15 protein-coding genes are annotated in these 16,248 nt (G+C 67.3%); 5 read left to right on the forward strand and 10 right to left on the reverse strand.

Annotation, left to right across the window (positions count from 1 at the left end; translation table 11 throughout):
* Positions 1-2 precede the first annotated feature (2 nt).
* Positions 3-917: a D-alanine--D-alanine ligase gene (locus AC1DDA_RS12105; protein WP_476795918.1), complete on the reverse strand. Its 915-nt coding sequence runs from the start codon at positions 915-917 to the stop codon at positions 3-5.
* A 92-nt stretch (positions 918-1,009) separates the two neighbouring features.
* Positions 1,010-1,507 (reverse strand): MarR family winged helix-turn-helix transcriptional regulator, encoded by a 498-nt coding sequence (locus tag AC1DDA_RS12110; protein ID WP_476795919.1) that lies wholly within the window; start codon positions 1,505-1,507, stop codon positions 1,010-1,012.
* Between the two features lie 118 nt (positions 1,508-1,625).
* Here AC1DDA_RS12110 and AC1DDA_RS12115 point away from each other — a divergent pair, with 118 nt between their 5' ends.
* Complete coding sequence (locus tag AC1DDA_RS12115) at positions 1,626-2,513, forward strand: EamA family transporter (protein ID WP_476795920.1); 888 nt, start codon at positions 1,626-1,628, stop codon at positions 2,511-2,513.
* On the opposite strand, the gene murB is transcribed toward AC1DDA_RS12115, so the two are convergent.
* The 5 genes from murB to AC1DDA_RS12140 form a co-directional block, all read right to left on the reverse strand.
* Entirely contained in the window at positions 2,488-3,414 is a 927-nt protein-coding gene (gene murB, locus AC1DDA_RS12120) for a UDP-N-acetylmuramate dehydrogenase (protein WP_476795921.1), read from the reverse strand. The two genes, AC1DDA_RS12115 and murB, sit on opposite strands and share 26 nt — an antisense overlap.
* A 163-nt stretch (positions 3,415-3,577) precedes the next feature.
* Entirely contained in the window at positions 3,578-4,984 is a 1,407-nt protein-coding gene (gene murC / locus AC1DDA_RS12125; RefSeq protein ID WP_476795922.1) for a UDP-N-acetylmuramate--L-alanine ligase, read from the reverse strand.
* Between the two features lie 15 nt (positions 4,985-4,999).
* A complete protein-coding gene (murG, locus tag AC1DDA_RS12130; RefSeq protein WP_476795923.1) occupies positions 5,000-6,103 on the reverse strand; it encodes an undecaprenyldiphospho-muramoylpentapeptide beta-N-acetylglucosaminyltransferase in 1,104 nt (367 codons plus the stop codon).
* 11 nt (positions 6,104-6,114) lie between these two features.
* Entirely contained in the window at positions 6,115-7,239 is a 1,125-nt protein-coding gene (locus tag AC1DDA_RS12135) for an FtsW/RodA/SpoVE family cell cycle protein (protein ID WP_476795924.1), read from the reverse strand.
* A gap of 130 nt (positions 7,240-7,369) precedes the next feature.
* Positions 7,370-8,233 carry a LysR family transcriptional regulator gene (locus AC1DDA_RS12140; RefSeq protein ID WP_476795925.1) on the reverse strand — a complete coding sequence of 288 codons (864 nt, stop codon included), beginning with the start codon at positions 8,231-8,233 and terminating at the stop codon, positions 7,370-7,372.
* A 95-nt stretch (positions 8,234-8,328) separates the two neighbouring features.
* Here AC1DDA_RS12140 and AC1DDA_RS12145 point away from each other — a divergent pair, with 95 nt between their 5' ends.
* On the forward strand, positions 8,329-9,579 hold the full coding sequence (locus AC1DDA_RS12145; protein ID WP_476795926.1) for an MFS transporter: 1,251 nt from the start codon (positions 8,329-8,331) through the stop codon (positions 9,577-9,579).
* Between the two features lie 7 nt (positions 9,580-9,586).
* Here AC1DDA_RS12145 and AC1DDA_RS12150 read toward each other — a convergent pair whose 3' ends face one another.
* Positions 9,587-10,210, reverse strand: coding sequence for a TetR/AcrR family transcriptional regulator (locus AC1DDA_RS12150; protein WP_476795927.1), 624 nt, complete (start codon positions 10,208-10,210; stop codon positions 9,587-9,589).
* A gap of 202 nt (positions 10,211-10,412) precedes the next feature.
* On the opposite strand from AC1DDA_RS12150, the gene AC1DDA_RS12155 reads away from it, so the two are divergent.
* The 3 genes from AC1DDA_RS12155 to AC1DDA_RS12165 are packed head-to-tail and all read left to right on the forward strand — an operon-like array spanning position 10,413 to position 13,684.
* Positions 10,413-10,871 carry a (2Fe-2S)-binding protein gene (locus AC1DDA_RS12155; protein WP_441513842.1) on the forward strand — a complete coding sequence of 153 codons (459 nt, stop codon included), beginning with the start codon at positions 10,413-10,415 and terminating at the stop codon, positions 10,869-10,871.
* A gap of 3 nt (positions 10,872-10,874) precedes the next feature.
* The gene (locus AC1DDA_RS12160; protein WP_476795928.1) at positions 10,875-13,055 is read left to right on the forward strand and encodes a xanthine dehydrogenase family protein molybdopterin-binding subunit; all 2,181 of its coding nucleotides are present in this window, start codon (positions 10,875-10,877) and stop codon (positions 13,053-13,055) included.
* Positions 13,055-13,684 carry an Isoquinoline 1-oxidoreductase subunit gene (locus AC1DDA_RS12165; protein ID WP_441513844.1) on the forward strand — a complete coding sequence of 210 codons (630 nt, stop codon included), beginning with the start codon at positions 13,055-13,057 and terminating at the stop codon, positions 13,682-13,684. Before AC1DDA_RS12160 ends, AC1DDA_RS12165 begins: the two co-directional genes overlap by 1 nt.
* 9 nt (positions 13,685-13,693) lie before the next feature.
* Here AC1DDA_RS12165 and murD read toward each other — a convergent pair whose 3' ends face one another.
* Both murD and mraY read right to left on the reverse strand, forming a co-directional pair.
* Entirely contained in the window at positions 13,694-15,148 is a 1,455-nt protein-coding gene (gene murD, locus AC1DDA_RS12170; protein WP_476795929.1) for a UDP-N-acetylmuramoyl-L-alanine--D-glutamate ligase, read from the reverse strand.
* 10 nt (positions 15,149-15,158) lie between these two features.
* Positions 15,159-16,241: a phospho-N-acetylmuramoyl-pentapeptide-transferase gene (mraY, locus tag AC1DDA_RS12175; RefSeq protein WP_441513846.1), complete on the reverse strand. Its 1,083-nt coding sequence runs from the start codon at positions 16,239-16,241 to the stop codon at positions 15,159-15,161.
* Positions 16,242-16,248: the final 7 nt, after the last annotated feature.

Genomic DNA, 16,248 nt, shown 5'->3' on the forward strand with positions numbered 1-16,248 from the left:
TTTCACCGATCGAGGGAGGCGTCTGCCACCATCCATTTGACGAGCTCACCGAAATTCAGACCCGCATGGGCAGCCAGTTCGGGCACCAGGCTGGTTTCGGTCATCCCGGGCTGCGTGTTGACCTCCAGCCAGACGAGCGTGTCGGTCTCGTCGTCGTAGCGGAAGTCAGATCGGCTGACGCCCCGGCATCCGATTGCTTGATGCGCCGTTAACGCACACTCTTCGATCTGCTGGTAAATTTTCGGTAAAATTTGAGCCGGACAGATGTGGATCGAGCCGCCTTTCGCGTACTTCGCATCGTAGTCGTAGAAGTCGCCGGTCGCTGCCTTGATCTCGGTCACGCCGAGCGCCCGCTCGCCCATCACGGCGCAGGTCAGCTCCCGTCCGGCGATGAAGGTTTCAGCCAGCATCATCTCGCCGCAGGGCCAGTCCGGCCGGGCGATTTCCTGCGGCGGATGTTCCCTGCCCTTCTTCACGATCACGACGCCGACCGAAGAGCCTTCGTCGATCGGCTTGAGCACATAGGGCGGCGGCAGGACGTGGGCTTTCGCCGCCGCAAAGCGCGAGACGTTGACGCCGGCAGCGACCGGCACGCCCGCCGCCTTCACCACCGTCTTCGCCCGGTCCTTGCGGATCGCGAGCGCGGAAGCGAGCACGCCCGAATGGGTATAGGGAATGCGCAGGATCTCCAGCACGCCCTGAATCGTGCCGTCCTCGCCGAAGCGCCCATGCAGGGCGTTGAAGGCGACGTCCGGCTTCAGCTTCGCCAGGGCTTCGGCGATGTCGCGCTGCACGTCGATGCGGGTGACGTGGAAGCCTTGTCCTTCCAGAGCCCGCGCGCAGGCCGCACCGCTGTTGAGGCTGACCTCCCGTTCAACGGACCATCCCCCCATCAGCACTGCAACGTGTTTGCTCATGCCGGCCCTCGTTCGACGCGATGGCCATACCTCAGCCGGAGATGGTTAACAGCGCGTTAACCATCAGCTCGGGGTCGTTAACGGGTTCGAAATCAACCGATTTTGGCGAGCAACTGTCGCAACTGTGCACGCTCGCCCGAAGAGAGTGCACTCACCAGCCGCTCCTCGGCCGCGACATGTGAAACGACGATTCGGTCCGCCAGCGCGAAGCCCGTCGCGGTCAGCACGATGCGCAACGCCCTGCGATCCTCCGGATCGGCCTGCCGCTCGATCAACCCGCGCTTCTGCAGCCGGTCGAGCCGGTTCGTCATCGCCGAAGTCGAGATCATCATGTCCTGCGCGAGTTCGGATGGCGAAAGCGCCTGCCCCTTGCCTTGCCGCCGCAGGGTCAGCAGCACGTCGAAGCCGGCGAGATCGAGATCATCCGCTGCGACATTGGCGGCGACGCCCTCGCGGACCCGGTCGGCCGCCCGCCAGAGATCGCCACATACCGCCATGACGCTCGTGTCGAGGTCGGGTCGCTCCCGCCGCCACTGCGCCAAGATCGAATCCATCGGCCCGCCCTGAACGCCGGCTCGCTCCTGACTCATTCCTGCTCCTTGCCAAGTAATTCGACGCAAGATAATTCGATATCAAATTATCTTGCGTCGAATCAAACTAACATCCGCGCCTTGGCGAGCCAAGGACGAGGCGCAGTAGGAGGCCGCCATGCCGCTGAACAAGGTCCTTCTGACCACGATTCTCGTGCCCTGCATCTGGGGCACCACCTACATCATTTTCACCCAGACGCTGCCGGTGGATCACCCGCTGCTCGTCGGCGCGTTGAGGGCGCTGCCCGCCGGCCTCCTGCTGATGGCGCTCGGCCCGGGCCTGCCGCCGCGGGACAAGCTCTTGCCGCTCGCAGCCCTCGGCCTCGCCAATATCGGCGTGTTCTTCGCTCTGCTCTTTGTCAGCGCCGCACGCCTGCCCGGTGGCCTCGCCGCCACTGTCGGCTCGACCCAGCCTCTGATCGTCGGCCTGCTGGCTTGGCCGCTGCTCGGCCGGCGCCCGGGCCGCGGGCAGATCATCGCCGCGCTCGCCGGCCTCGTCGGCGTCGCGTTGCTGGTGCTGGACCCGCATGCGAAACCCGATTCGCTCGGCATCATTGCGGGCCTCGCCAGCGCCGCCTCGATGGCGACCGGAACCGTTCTGATCGAGCGCTGGGGCAAGATGGGTTCGCCGCTGACGATCGCGGCCTGGCAGCTCACGCTCGGCGGGCTGATCCTGCTGCCGGTCGCCCTCATCGTCGAAGGTCCGCCGCCGGTCCCGAGCGCCTTGAACGGGCTCGGAATGACCTATCTCGTACTGGTCGGCACCGCGCTGACCTATTGGCTCTGGATCAGGGGCATCACCACACTGGGCGCGGGCGTTGCCTTCCTCGGATTGCTCAGCCCGACTATGGCGACGATTCTGGGAGCCGTGCTGCTGGGTGAATGGTTGAGCCCGCTTCAGTTCCTGGGCATCGCCATCGTTCTCAGCTCGACGATCGTCGGGATGATCCTCTCCCGCCGCCGCGCCTCGGCAGCGGCTGCTACGCCGCAACCCCGAGCCGCTTGATCTCCCACTGGAGCTCGAAGCCGGAATTCTCCTTGACCCGGCGGCGAACCTCCTCGCCGAGCCCCTCGACATCGGCGGCCGTGGCGCCGCCGGTGTTGATCAGGAAGTTGCAGTGCATCTCCGAGACCTGGGCGCCGCCGACGCGCAGCCCGCGGCAGCCCGCGGCATCGATCAGCTTCCAGGCCTTGCCGCCATCCGGATTCTTGAAGGTCGAGCCGCCCGTGCGCTCCTTGATCGGCTGCGCCGCCTCGCGCGCCTTTGTCACCCGGTCCATCTCGGCCTGGATCACCGCCTGATCGCCCGGCCGGCCCTGGAACAGGGCGGAAGTGAAGATGATGTCGCGGGTCGATGCCGCGCTGTTGCGATAGGTGAAGCCCATCTCGGCGTGGGACAAGGTGACGATCTCGCCCTTGCGGGTGACGCCGCGCGCCTCGACCAGCACATCGGTGGTCTCGCCGCCATGAGCACCGGCATTCATGCGCAGCGCCCCGCCGATCGAGCCGGGAATACCGCGATAGAAGGCGAGCCCGTCGAGCGAGGCATCGGCCGCCGCACGCGCCACCTTGACGTCCGGCACCGCCGTTCCCGCCCGCAGCCGGTCACCGCTCTCCAGCTTGATCTCGCCGAAACCCTTGCCGCCGAGCCTGACCACGACGCCGGGAATGCCGCCATCGCGCACGATCAGGTTCGAGCCCAGGCCGACCACGGTGACTGGAACGTCGTCCGGCAGCTTCGAGAGCAGATAGGCGAGATCCTCGTCATCGGCCGGCGTGAACAGGATCTGCGCGGCGCCGCCGACGCGGAACCATGTCAGCCCCGCGAGGTCCTGATTGGCGAGAAGCCGGCCGCGCAGACCGGGGGCCGAGGCGCGGATGTCGGAGGAGAGATCTTCGAAGGGCATGGCGTCGCTTTAGAGCATGATGTTCCGGGACGGAACAGGTCGTCATGCTCGGGCTTGACCCGAGCATCTCTCGCGGAAGGAGGCTCCCTCACTCTTCTATTCGAGATTCTCGGGTCCGCGCTTCGCTTCGCCCGAGAATGACGGCGGAGAATGCGGGGCGAAGTTACCCGCGAAGCGCCTCAAGCTCTCCCGGCAGCGCATAGGCCCATTGCGTGATGTTACCGGCGCCGAGGCAGACGACGTAATCGCCCGGGCCCGCCAGCTCCGCCACCATGCCGGCAAGCTTCTCCGGCCCCTCCAGCGCCATCGCATGGCGATGGCCGCGCGCCTTGATGCCGGCGACGAGCGAATCGCGGTCCGCGCCGGGGATGGGTGCCTCGCCGGCCGCATAGGTATCGGCGACGATCACCGTGTCCGCGTCGTTGAAGCAGGCGGCGAAATCGTCGAAGAGGCTGGCAAGCCGGGTGTAGCGATGCGGCTGCACCACGGCGACGACCTTGCCCTTGGTCGAGGCGCGGGCAGCCTTGAGCACGGCGGCGATCTCGACCGGGTGATGGCCGTAATCGTCGAAGATCAGCGCGCCGTTCCACTCGCCGGTCTTGGTGAAGCGGCGCTTCACGCCGCCGAAGCCGGCGAGCGCCTCGCGGATGCGCTCGACGGGAATGCCGAGGTCATAGGCGACGGCGATGGCGGCAGTGGCATTCAACGCATTGTGGTGGCCCGGCATCGGCATGACGAGATCGCGGATCACCTCGTCGCGTCCGTTCTTGCGGTCGCGGACCAGAAGGGTGAAGCGCGCCTGCCCGCCCGAGAGGTCGATGTCGAGCAGGCGGAAATCGGCCTGCGGGTTTTCGCCATAGGTGATGACGCGCCGGTCGGTGATCTGGCCGACGAGGCCCTGCACCGTCGGATGGTCGATGCACATCACCGCGAAGCCGTAGAAGGGCAGGTTCTCGACGAAGGAGCGGAACGCCGCCTTGATCGCGTCGAAGGTGCCGAAATGGTCGAGATGCTCGGGATCGATATTGGTGACGACCGCGACGTCCGCCGGCAGCTTCAGGAAGGTGCCGTCCGACTCGTCGGCCTCGACCACCATCCAGTCGCTCTCGCCCATGCGGGCATTGGTGCCGTAGGCGTTGATGATGCCGCCATTGATGACGGTCGGGTCGAGCTCGCCCTTCTCCAGCAGCGTCGCGACCAGCGAGGTCGTCGTCGTCTTGCCATGGGTGCCGGCGATGGCGACGCAGGTCTTGAGCCGCATCAGCTCGGCCAGCATCTCGGCGCGGCGCACCACCGGCAGGCGCTTCTCGCGGGCCGCCAGCAACTCGGGATTGTCGCCCTTGATCGCGGTCGAGATCACGACGACCTCGGCCTCACCGAGATTTTCGGCCTTGTGGCCGACGAAGGTGGTGATGCCCTTCTCGGCAAGGCGCTTGACGTTGGCACCATCAGACGCATCCGAGCCCTGCACCTTGTAGCCGAGATTGTGCAGGACTTCGGCGATGCCGGACATGCCGATGCCGCCAATGCCGACGAAATGGATGGAGCCGAGCTTCGGCGGCAGCTTCATGGTGGGCGAATCCTGTCAGTTCGAAGAATGGGCCGTGGCGATCACGAGATCGGCCAGGCGGTCGGCAGCGTCGGGGATACCCGCGCTCTTCGCGTTTGCGGCCATGCTCGTCAAGTGCGCGGGCTGCGCAATGAGCTGCGACAATTCGCTGGCGAGGCGCCGCGGCGTGAGTTCCGGCTGGAGGATACGGATCGCTCCACCTGCCTCTTCGAGGAAGGCGGCGTTGGCAGCCTGGTCCTGATCGAGCGAGCCCGGCAGCGGCACCAGAATGGCGGGCCGGCCGATCACCGACAGCTCGGCGACGGTGGAAGCGCCGGAACGGGCGATGACCAGCTGCGACGCGGCCATCTGCGCGGGCAAGTCCTTGAAGAAGGGCGCGATCGTCGCCTTTACGCCAAGCTTGTCATAGATGCCGCGCACCCGTTCCTCGTCCTCGGCACGCGCCTGCTGGACGATGGTCAGCCGCGCCCGCTCGGCGTCGCTGAGGAGCTGGATCGCAGTCGGCACGATGTCGGCCATGATGCGGGCGCCCTGGCTGCCGCCGAAGACGAGGAGCCTGATCTTGCCCTCGCCCGGCCAGTCATACTCGCGGCCGGCGACCTCGATCACGGCGGGGCGGACGGGGTTGCCGACATGGCGGCATTTCGCCTGCTGCACCGGGGTCAATCCGCCGACCTTGGCGAAGCCCGTGGCGATGACGTCGGCGCGTCCGGCGAGGAAGCGGTTGGCGCGGCCGATCACAGCGTTCTGCTCGTGGATCAGCGTGCGCACGCCTGCAAGGGAGGCACCGAGCACCGGAGGGACGGTCGGATAGCCGCCGAAACCGACGACGACATCGGGCCGGACCTGCTTGATGATCCGCCGTGCCGCAAAGGTGCCCTTGGCGATGTGGAACAGCGCCATTGCCTTCTGCAGGGGCGAGCGGCCGGAGGGCGTCGCCGCCGGCACGGCATGGACCGCTTCGGCCGGAAAATTGCCGGCATATTCGGCGGCGCGCGTATCGGTCATCAGCACGACGCGCAGGCCCTTGGCGTGTAGCGCGTGGCTCAGCGCCTCGGCCGGAAAGAGATGGCCGCCGGTCCCGCCGGCCGCCAGCATGATGAGCTTGCCCGTGGCCATGCTCAGCGCCCCTAGGAGCCGAAATCGACCGAGCGCGGTCGCCGCCGCGTCAGCGCCAGCAGGAAGCCGGTACCGACTGCCAGCGAAAGCAGCGACGAGCCGCCATATGAGATGAAGGGCAGCGTCATGCCCTTGGCCGGCATCATGTGCAGATTGACCATCATGTTGATCGCAGCCTGGATGCCGAAGAGCAGCGCGAGCCCGGTCACGGCCAGGCGGATGAACGGATCCTCCGCTTTCTGCGCCACGAAGAGCGAGCGCAGTACGATGACCGCGAAGAGCATGACCAGTAGCATGCAGACGACCACGCCGAACTCTTCGGCGGTGACCGCGAAGATGAAGTCGGTATGCGCGTCGGGCAGGATGCGCTTCACCGTGCCCTCGCCCGGCCCCTTCCCGAGCCAGCCGCCCTGCGCGAAGCTCTCCAGCGCCGTGTCGACCTGGAAAGTATCGCCCGAACCCTTGTCCATGAAGCGCTCGATGCGGGCGCGCACGTGCGGCACCAGTTCATAGGCGACGAGGATACCGACGGCGCCGACGCCGCCGAGCCCGATCACCCAGAACCAATGCAATCCGGCGACGAAGAACAGCCCCGCCCAGACCAGGCTGACCAGCATGGTCTGGCCGAAGTCGGGCTGCAGCACCAGCGGCACGATCGTGACCGGCAGCAGCAGCAGCGCCAGGATCGTGCCCGGCAGGTCCGGCCGGCGCGTGCCTTCGGCGAAGGCCCAGGCAGCCATCACGACGAAGGCGGGCTTCAGGAACTCGGACGGCTGCACAGAGCCCAACGGCCCGAGCGTCAGCCAGCGCTTGGCGCCCTTCACCTCGACGCCGAAATAGAGCGTCGCCACGACCATGGCGAGCGAGACCACGTAGATGATCAGCGCCGCGCGCCGCACCTGCCGGGGCGTCATCAGCGAGACGCCGAGGAAAATCACCATCGCTACCGCGAGATAGGCGGCCTGACGGTTGACGAAATGAAAGGTCGAGAGCCCCAGCCTCTCGGCCACCGGCGGTCCGCCGGCCATCAGCAGCACGACACCCGACACCATCAGGGCGACGAGCGCGGTGAGGATCAGGCGGTCGATCGACCACCACCAGCGGCCGCTGAGAGAAGGTTCCGCGCGCGAGACCATGACGGGCATCCCATCGACAAATTCTGCGCGACTCTGGCCGCGCCTGCGTGACGAATCACTCTGTCAATGAATGGTTAACCGTTTGATTCCGATGCGTCGGATCAGCAGTTTCGGGGCGCCGCCATCCACATCATCGCACAACTGCGGAACGGAACGCCGCCGCCATGCCGTTGAGCAGCGCTGCGGCCCGCGGCCGGCTCACAGCCGAGTGCAGGATGATCGGCCGTGTCGGCAACGGCGGCAGCTTGAAGCGCGCGCCGACATCGACCAGCCCTGCGGGAACGGCGCAATGCGCGAGCGGCGCGAGACCGAGGCCGGCGCTCGCAGCCGCGGCCACCGAAGCCGCCCCCTCCCCGACGAATGCCTCCCGCCAGGGCAGGCCCGCGACGGCAAGCGCCTCGACCGCCATCGCCCGGAGATTGCACGGCTGCCGCTGCACCGCGAGCGGCAACGGCTCGCCTTGGAACGGCGAGAATGTCGGCGCAGCGAACCAGCCGAACCGCGACTCGGCCAGGGTTTCCCCGTCGCGCCGGCTGGCGTCATGGCGCAGGACGATGACCGCATCGAGCTCGCCGGCATCGAACATCTCGAGCAGCCCCCGCGAGAGTCCCGTCCGCAGCGACAGCGTTACGCCGCCGCCCTGCTGGCCGGCAACTTGAATTGCCCGTGTCAGCTCGGGACCGACGAGATGATGCGTGACGCCGAGGCTCAACGAGACGCTCTCCTGCATCAACGCCTCTGTGGCGCGCCGATGGGCGGCAAGGACATCCCGCGCCGGTCCGAGGAAACGTTCGCCCGCAGGAGTCAGGCCGATGCGGCGCGGCGTGCGTTCGAGCAGGCGCTGGCCGATCTGCGCCTCCAGCCGCTTCAGCCGCAGCGAGACCGCAGCCTGCGTCGTGTTCAGCGCAGCGGCGGCCTTGGTGAAGGAGCGCAGATCGGCGGCGAGCACGAAGGTCTCGATGGCCTCGGGGTCGAGTGGGCGGCGGATATCCATAACAGAACGATATCATTGATATCCAGATCACAACAATTCCGATAAGATGAAAATTGGCGTCTGGTCGTGGGATCACCTCCCGGGATCAAGAGTCGATGACCAGAACCGCCCTCACCGCCCCGCCCGCGCCAAGCGGAGAGCCGGCACAGACCAGCATCTCCATCTGGACCGTCCTCACGGTCGCCGTGGGGACGCAGACCGCCGGCTCCGTGGTCTCGCAGGGTGTCTACATCCTCGTCCCCTTCTGGCGCGATGCCTTCGGCGTCTCGCTCGCCTCGGCCTCCTTGGCGGTCACGCTGATGAACGGCACGCAGATCGCGACGATCTACGCGATCGGCCGCGCCATCGACCGCTATGGCGAGCGCATCGTCGTGAGCCTCGCCATGTTGGGCATGGCGGCCGCGATGGCCGCTGCTTCCTTCGCGACGGAGCTGACTGGTCTTCTGATCAGCATGGTCTTTCTCGGCGGCACCTATGCGGCCGTGCAGCCGGGCGGCACCCGCGCCATCATGCGCTGGTTCCCGCCGCGCCATCGCGCCCTGGCGACCGGCTTCCGGCAGGCCGCCGTCCCGTTCGGCACGATGATCGCGGCAGCACTCCTGCCTCTTATCGCCGCGCAAGCCGGCCTGTCTGCCGCCGCATGGTTCAGCGCAGGTGTTTCCGTCCTCGGCAGTCTGCTGTTCCTGCTGTTCTATCGTGAGGGTGGGCAGGCCGCGCCCGGAGCCAAGCGCGAGGAGCCGCTGCCGCTCGCCGCCCTGGTCCGCACCGTCGGAAAGAACCCGCAGTTCTGGCCGGTGCTCGGGCTGGGCATCGCGATGTCAGCCTTCCAGTTCACCTTCACCGCCCACGCCATCGGTTACATGGCGGGCTCGCTCGGCTTCGGCATGGTCGGCGCCGCCGGCTTGTTCGCGCTCGCGCAGTTGGCCGGCATTCCCGGCCGCGTCGGACTGCCCTGGCTGAGCGACCGGCTCTGGCCCGGACACCGCCCGCGGTCCTTCGCAGCCATCGCCCTGATCGGGGCCGGGACCGCCGCCGTCTTCGCCCTCCTGCCACTGGGCACGCCGGCATGGCTGGCGGCGACGATACTCGTCGGCTTCGGCCTGTTCGGCATCGGCTGGTTCCCGCTCTACCTGCTCCAGATCGCGGAGATGGCCCCGCCGAATTCCATCGCCTCGACCGTCAGCTTCGCCTCGACGCTCTGCCTCATCGTGATGGCTGCCGGCCCCTGGCTCTTCGGCCTGGTCGTCGACCAGTTCGGCTACTCCTGGGCCTGGGCGCTGCTGATCGCCCCCGTCGTCGTCACCGCCATTCCGCTCGCGGCGCATGGCAACCGGGCGGACAAATAGACCGCCCTCACCCCTTGCTCACCGCCGCCGCGAAGATGCGGGCGATACCGGCAAGCCGTTGCGCATAGATCTCGCAGCTGGGCGGCGTCCCTGTCTTCGCACCGGCTGCGGCGAACATGATCCCGGCAATCCAATCATCGACGGAGACGGGGGCGCTGGACATCACGATCTCGCCTTGGGCTTCCGCTTCCTGGAGCAGCAGGCGCGCATATCGGGCGAAGATCTGCTCGAAGGCCTGCAGCTCGCGCGTGGCGATGGTGTTCATCACCGCCTTCAGCTCGACGAGATGTTCGCCCGTGCCGAAGCTGGCATAAGCCTGCCCGTGATGAGCCTGAAGCAGGGCCGCAAGCCGTTGCGCAAACGCACCCTTCGTCGCGACGACCTCACGGCAACGTGCCTCGACGCGGCGTCCGAGCAGGTCCAGCATCGCCCTGAAGACATCGTCCTTGCCCTTGAAATGCAGGTAGAGCGTCGCCTTGGCGAGTCCGGCCTCCTTGGCGATGTCGTCCATCGAGCTGCGCTTGTAGCCGTAGCGGGCGAACAGCCGCAGTGCCGCATCGGCAATCTGGTCGACGCGCGCATTCGCGTCATCGACAGGGATGGAGCTGGAACTTTCGCTTCTGTCCGGCATTGCAGCGTCAGTAGTCTTGACAAAATCCAAACTGCGCGCGACCATCCTAATTAGACTCAAATCGTCTAATTAGTCCAGTCGCGCGACCCAGGGCTACGGATGCATCGCCCGCCATCTGATATGTCAGATCGGGCCTTCGAGGGCGAGCCCTCGATCCGCACCATGGTGCCGCGCTGCGTCATGCCAGCATTCGGAGGCAGCCATGGTCTCTCTCAAGGTCAACGGGACGACGCATAGCGTCGACGTCGACGACGACACGCCCCTGCTCTGGGCGATCCGCGACAATATCGGCCTCACCGGCACCAAATTCGGCTGCGGCGTCGCCCAATGCGGCGCCTGCACGGTCTATATCGACGGCCAGCCGCTGCGTTCCTGCGTGACGCCGGTGTCAGCCGTCGGCACCAGCGAGATCACCACCATCGAGGGCCTCGCCGGCAAGGAAGCGGATGCCGTCCAGGCCGCCTGGATCGCCCGCGACGTGCCGCAATGCGGCTATTGCCAGTCCGGCCAGGTGATGAGCGCCATCGCCCTGCTCAAGGAAAACCGCAAGCCGACGGACCGCGACATCGACCTCGCGATGAACGGCAATATCTGCCGCTGCGCCACCTATGTCCGCATCCGCGCCGCGATCCATGACGCGGCCCGCGCGCTGGAGATCTGAGCCATGACCGCGCACGATCCCAAGCTATCCCGCCGCGCCTTGCTGGCAGGCGCCGGCGCCCTCGTCATCGGCTTCAACCTGCCGCGCAATGCCCGCGCCCAGTCCGGCGCCGCCGCCGGCTTCAGGCCCGGCGGCAACGCAGCCTTTGCCCCCAACGCCTTCATCCGCGTCGCGCCGGACGACACCGTCACGGTCATCGTCAAGCATATCGAGTTCGGCCAGGGGCCGTTTACTGGCCTCGCCACCCTCGCCGCCGAGGAGATGGACGCCGCCTGGAGCCAGATGCGCGCCGAGCACGCGCCGGCTGACGTCAAGCTCTACGCCAATCTCGCGCTGGGCGTTCAAGGCACCGGCGGCTCGACGGCGATCGCCAATAGCTGGGAGCAGATGCGCAAGGCCGGCGCCGCGGCGCGTGCTATGCTCGTGCAGGCCGCCGCCACCGCCTGGAAGGTTCCGGTCTCCGAGATCAAGGTCGAGGGCGGCGTGATCAGCCACGCCTCGGGCAAGCAGGGCCGCTTCGGCGAATTCGCCGAGGCCGCCGCCAAGTTGCCCCTGCCCGAGAACCCGCCGCTGAAGGCCGCCTCGGCCTACCGGCTGATCGGCAAGGAGGGCGCGGTGAAGCGGCTCGACACCGCCGATAAGACGCGCGGCAAGGCGCAGTTCACCATCGACATCCACACGCCGAACATGCTGACGGTGGTGGTCGCTCGCTCGCCGCGCTTCGGCGGCAAGGTCGCGAGCTTCGACGCCTCGCAGGCGCTCAAGGTCAAGGGCGTCGTCGACGTCAAGCAGATCGGCTCCGGCGTCGCGGTCTATGCCAACGGGACATGGCCGGCATTGAAGGGACGCGAAGCCCTCAAAGTCACCTGGGACGACAGCGAGGCGGAGAAGCGCGGCAGCGCCGAATTGATCGCCGAATACCGCCGCCTCGCCCGGCAGCCCGGCACTGTCGCCGGCAGCCATGGCGACGCCGAGGCCGCGCTCGCCAAGGCCGATCGCGTCGTCGAGGCCGAGTTCGTCTTCCCCTATCTGGCCCACGCGCCGATGGAGCCGCTCGACGGCTATCTGGAATGGGATGGCGAGAAGGCGCATGCCCGCTTCGGCAGTCAGTTCCAGACCACCGAGCACCAGACCATCGCCACAATCCTCGGCCTGCCGCCGGAGAAGGTGAACCTCGAGACCATGCTCGCCGGCGGCAGCTTCGGCCGGCGCGCGCAGGTCAGCCAGCACCTCGCCGCCGAGCTCGCCATGGCCGCCAAGGCGATCGGCCCGAACCGTCCGGTCAAGGTGGTCTGGACCCGCGAGGACGACCTCACCGGCGGCTATTACCGGCCGCTCTTCGTGCATCGCCTCAGAGGCGCGGTGAAGGACGGCAAGATCACCGCCTGGTCGAACACGCTGGTCGGCCAATCCTTCTTCCTCGGAACGCCCTTCGAGTCCTTCGTGGTCAAGAACGGAATCGACGCGACCTCGGTCGAGGGCGCCAACGAGATCTTCTACGAGGTGCCCGATTTCCGCTGCGAGGTGCACAACCCCAAGGTCGGCGTGCCCACCCTATGGTGGCGCTCCGTCGGCCACACCCATACCGGCTATGCCGTCGAGTGCTTCGTCGACGAGCTGTTGCAGGCCGCAGGGCAGGACCCGCTGCAGGGCCGGCTCGCCATGATGGGCGACAGGCACCCCCGCGCCGCAGCCGTGCTGAAGGCCGTCGGCGAGATGGCGGGCTGGAAGGGCTCCGCGCCGGTCGATGGCCGCGCCCGCGGCGTCGCGGTAGTCGAGAGCTTCAGCTCCTACGTCGCCCAGATCGCCGAAGTCTCGATGGGGCCGGAGGGCGAGCCGAAGGTCCACAAGGTCTGGTGCGCCGTCGATTGCGGCGTCGCCGTCAATCCCGACATCATCCGCGCCCAGATGGAGGGCGGCATCGGCTTCGGCCTCGGCCACGCCCTCTATGGCCAGATCACCCTCGACGGCGGCCGGCCGGTCCAGACCAATTTCCACGAATATCGTTCGTTGCGCATCAACGAGATGCCGGAGGTCGAGGTCAGGATCATCGCCTCCACCGAGAAGCCGACCGGTGTCGGCGAGCCCGGCGTGCCGCCGATCGGCCCCGCCGTCGCGAATGCGCTCGCGGCGCTCGGCCACGGCCGGCCCCGCCAGCTGCCAATGCAGGGAGGTTCCGTCTGATGAGCAGGAACTTGATCCTCGCCGCGGCGGCGGCCGTTGCCGTCTGCCTCACTGGCAGCGCCATGACGCGGGCGCAGAACGCCGGGCAGGCCCAGCCGGGCGGCGCCAGCTTGCGACCTGCTTCGAGCTTCTCCGCCATCGCCAACCAGCGCGACCGCTCGGTCGCGCTCTTCAACGAGATGGGCAAGGTGCTCACGCATCCGCGCTGCATGAACTGCCATCCGGCGACGGAGCGGCCCCGACAAGGCGATGCACGCAAGCTGCACGAGCCGGTGGTCGTACGCGGCAAGGATGGCCACGGCGCGACCGGCCTCCATTGCGCGACCTGCCATGGCAAGGAGAACTTCGACCCGGCCGGGGTTCCGGGCGACGGACATTGGGCCCTCGCCCCGGCCTCGATGGCCTGGGAAGGCAAGACGCTCGGTCAGATCTGCGAGCAGTTGAAGGACCAGAACCGCAACGGCAGCCGCGACACCGCAGCGCTGATCAAACATGTCACCACCGACAGCCTCGTGCTCTGGGGCTGGAATCCCGGAAAAGGGCGCACGCCCGCGCCCGGCACGGCGGCCGAGTTCGGCGCGCTGATGCAGGCCTGGGCCGATAGCGGCGCCGCCTGCCCGGCGTCGTGAATTGTTGGATCAGCTCTTCGGGCTGGCCGGATTTCCTGCAGTCCCGAATGGCACGAAGCCCGGCAGCTCCGCGACCAGCTTGCGGAACGCGTCGCCGCGCACCTCGAAATTCGGGAACTGGTCGAAGGAGGCGCAGGCCGGCGAGAGCAGCACCGCGATCTCGCCCTCGCCCGGCTTCGCCAACGCGTCGCGGGTGGCATCCGCCACGGCTTGGTCGAGCGTGACGCTGCGCTCATAGGCGACGCGCCCGTCATCGTCGAAGGTCGCGGCAAAGAGGTCGCTCGCCGCGCCGATCAGATAGGCCTTGGCGATGTTGGGGAAGTAGCGGCGCAGGGATTCGATGCCGCCCTCCTTGGCCTTGCCGCCGAGTATCCAGAAGATATCGTGGAAGGAGGTCAGCGCCTTCTCTGTCGAGTCGGCATTGGTTGCCTTGGAATCGTTGATGAAGACGACGCGGCCGATGCGGCCGAGTTCTTCCATGCGATGCGCCAGCCCGGGATAGGTCTTGAAGCCAGCGGCGATTTCTTCTGCAGAAAGGCCCAGCGCGGAGCAGGCGGCGAAGGCCGCAGCCGCGTTCTGCGCGTTGTGCGAGCCGCGCAACGAGCCGATGCCGGCGAGATTGGCGACGACTCGCGGCTTGCCATCCTTGACCTCGACGATCCGAGTATCGAGCCGGCCCTGATTGGCGGTGACGCCGGCGAAGACGCCCTCGTCGAGCGGTTGCTCGCCACTGATCTTCACCAGCGGTCGGCCCCCGGCGGCGCGCCGGCGCGCCATCTGCTTCGAGGCCTCGTCATCGACGCCGACCACGGCGATATCGGCGGCGGCGACCAGCCGTTCCTTGATCGCCGCATAGTTCTCCAGCGAGCCGTGCCGGTCGAGATGATCAGGCGTCAGGTTCATCTGGATGCCGACGGTCGGCGCCAGCGTCGGCGCGAGGTCGATCTGGTAGCTCGAGCACTCGATGACATGGATGCGGTTCGCGGCCGGCGGCTCCAGCGCCAGCACGGCAGTGCCGATATTGCCGCCCATCTGCACGTCGCGGCCGGCTTCCTTCAGTACATGGGCGATCAGCGCGGTCGTGGTCGACTTGCCATTGGTGCCGGTAATGCAGACGACTGGGGAGCCCGGCGCGATCTTCGCCCGCTCGCGGAAGAACAGCTCGACATCGCCGATGATCGCGACGCCCGCAGCCTTGGCCTTCTCTACCGTCCAATGCGGCTCGGGATGCGTCAGCGGCACACCCGGCGAGAGCACGAAGGCGGCGAAGCCCGACCAGTCGACACTTGCCAGATCGATGACGGGGATGCCTTCCGCCGCCGCCTTGTCGCGGCCGCCCTGATTGTCGTCCCAGGCGGCGACAGCGGCACCGCCCGCCTTCAACGCGCGCGCCGTGGCGAGGCCGGAGCCGCCGAGGCCGAAGAGGGCGACCTTGCGCCCGGCGAAGACCGTGACGGGCGTCATGCTCACGCTCTCAGCGCAGCTTGAGCGTGGACAGGCCGACCAGCGCCAGCACCACGGAGATGATCCAGAAGCGGATCACCACCTGCGGCTCGGTCCAGCCCAGCTTCTCGAAATGGTGGTGGATCGGCGCCATCAGGAAGACGCGCTTGCCAGTGCGCTTGAACACGGCGACCTGAATGATCACCGAGAGCGCCTCGACGACGAAGAGACCGCCGACGATGGCGAGCACGATCTCATGCTTGGTCGCGACCGCGATGGTGCCGAGCAGGCCGCCCAGGCCGAGCGAACCGGTGTCGCCCATGAATATCTGGGCCGGCGGCGCGTTGAACCAGAGGAAGCCGAGACCGGCGCCGATCACCGCGCCGCAGACGACGGCGAGCTCGCCTGCGCCGGGGATGTGATGGATCTGCAGGTAGTTGGCGAAGATCGCGTTGCCGACCAGATAGGAGATGAAGCCGAAGGTGCCGGCTGCGATCATCACCGGCACGATGGCGAGGCCGTCGAGCCCGTCGGTCAGGTTCACCGAATTGCCGGCGCCGACCACGACGAAGGCCGTGACCAGCGGGAACAGGATGCCGAGCGGGATGATCGCTTCCTTGAGGAAGGGCATCGCGAAACCCGAGCCGATCGCCGCGGGCTGCGTCTGCATGATGGCATAACAGGCGATCAGCGCGACCACGACCTCGATCGAGATGCGCGCCTTGCCCGAAAAGCCCTTATGCGACTGCTTGGTGACCTTGAGATAGTCGTCATAGAAGCCGATGGCGCCATAGGCGGCGGTCACACCGAGCACGATCCAGACATAGGGGTTGCGCAGATTGCCCCAGAGCAGCACGGCAGCGAACAGGCCGGACATGATCATCAGCCCGCCCATGGTCGGCGTGCCGCGCTTGGCGAGATGCGTCTCCGGCCCGTCGGTGCGGATCGGCTGGCCCTTGCCTTGCTTGATCCTGAGCCAGGAGATCGCCGCCGGGCCGAAGAAGAAGACGAAGAGCAGGGCCGTCGCCGTCGCCCCGCCTGCTCGGAAGGTGATGTAGCGAAAGACGTTCAGGATCGGGAAGGTGCCGGAGAGTTCGGCGAGCCAGACGAGCATGCTTGGG

Source organism: Allobosea sp. 10N428, from assembly GCF_056394545.1.

Bases quoted from the DNA above. Each gene is read 5' to 3' on its own strand.
- AC1DDA_RS12105 (WP_476795918.1), bottom strand. From the start codon at position 917: ATGAGCAAACACGTTGCAGTGCTGATGGGGGGATGGTCCGTTGAACGG.
- AC1DDA_RS12110 (WP_476795919.1), bottom strand. From the start codon at position 1,507: ATGAGTCAGGAGCGAGCCGGCGTTCAGGGCGGGCCGATGGATTCGATC.
- AC1DDA_RS12115 (WP_476795920.1), top strand. From the start codon at position 1,626: ATGCCGCTGAACAAGGTCCTTCTGACCACGATTCTCGTGCCCTGCATC.
- murB (WP_476795921.1), bottom strand. From the start codon at position 3,414: ATGCCCTTCGAAGATCTCTCCTCCGACATCCGCGCCTCGGCCCCCGGT.
- murC (WP_476795922.1), bottom strand. From the start codon at position 4,984: ATGAAGCTGCCGCCGAAGCTCGGCTCCATCCATTTCGTCGGCATTGGC.
- murG (WP_476795923.1), bottom strand. From the start codon at position 6,103: ATGGCCACGGGCAAGCTCATCATGCTGGCGGCCGGCGGGACCGGCGGC.
- AC1DDA_RS12135 (WP_476795924.1), bottom strand. From the start codon at position 7,239: ATGGTCTCGCGCGCGGAACCTTCTCTCAGCGGCCGCTGGTGGTGGTCG.
- AC1DDA_RS12140 (WP_476795925.1), bottom strand. From the start codon at position 8,233: ATGGATATCCGCCGCCCACTCGACCCCGAGGCCATCGAGACCTTCGTG.
- AC1DDA_RS12145 (WP_476795926.1), top strand. From the start codon at position 8,329: ATGACCAGAACCGCCCTCACCGCCCCGCCCGCGCCAAGCGGAGAGCCG.
- AC1DDA_RS12150 (WP_476795927.1), bottom strand. From the start codon at position 10,210: ATGCCGGACAGAAGCGAAAGTTCCAGCTCCATCCCTGTCGATGACGCG.
- AC1DDA_RS12155 (WP_441513842.1), top strand. From the start codon at position 10,413: ATGGTCTCTCTCAAGGTCAACGGGACGACGCATAGCGTCGACGTCGAC.
- AC1DDA_RS12160 (WP_476795928.1), top strand. From the start codon at position 10,875: ATGACCGCGCACGATCCCAAGCTATCCCGCCGCGCCTTGCTGGCAGGC.
- AC1DDA_RS12165 (WP_441513844.1), top strand. From the start codon at position 13,055: ATGAGCAGGAACTTGATCCTCGCCGCGGCGGCGGCCGTTGCCGTCTGC.
- murD (WP_476795929.1), bottom strand. From the start codon at position 15,148: ATGACGCCCGTCACGGTCTTCGCCGGGCGCAAGGTCGCCCTCTTCGGC.
- mraY (WP_441513846.1), bottom strand. From the start codon at position 16,241: ATGCTCGTCTGGCTCGCCGAACTCTCCGGCACCTTCCCGATCCTGAAC.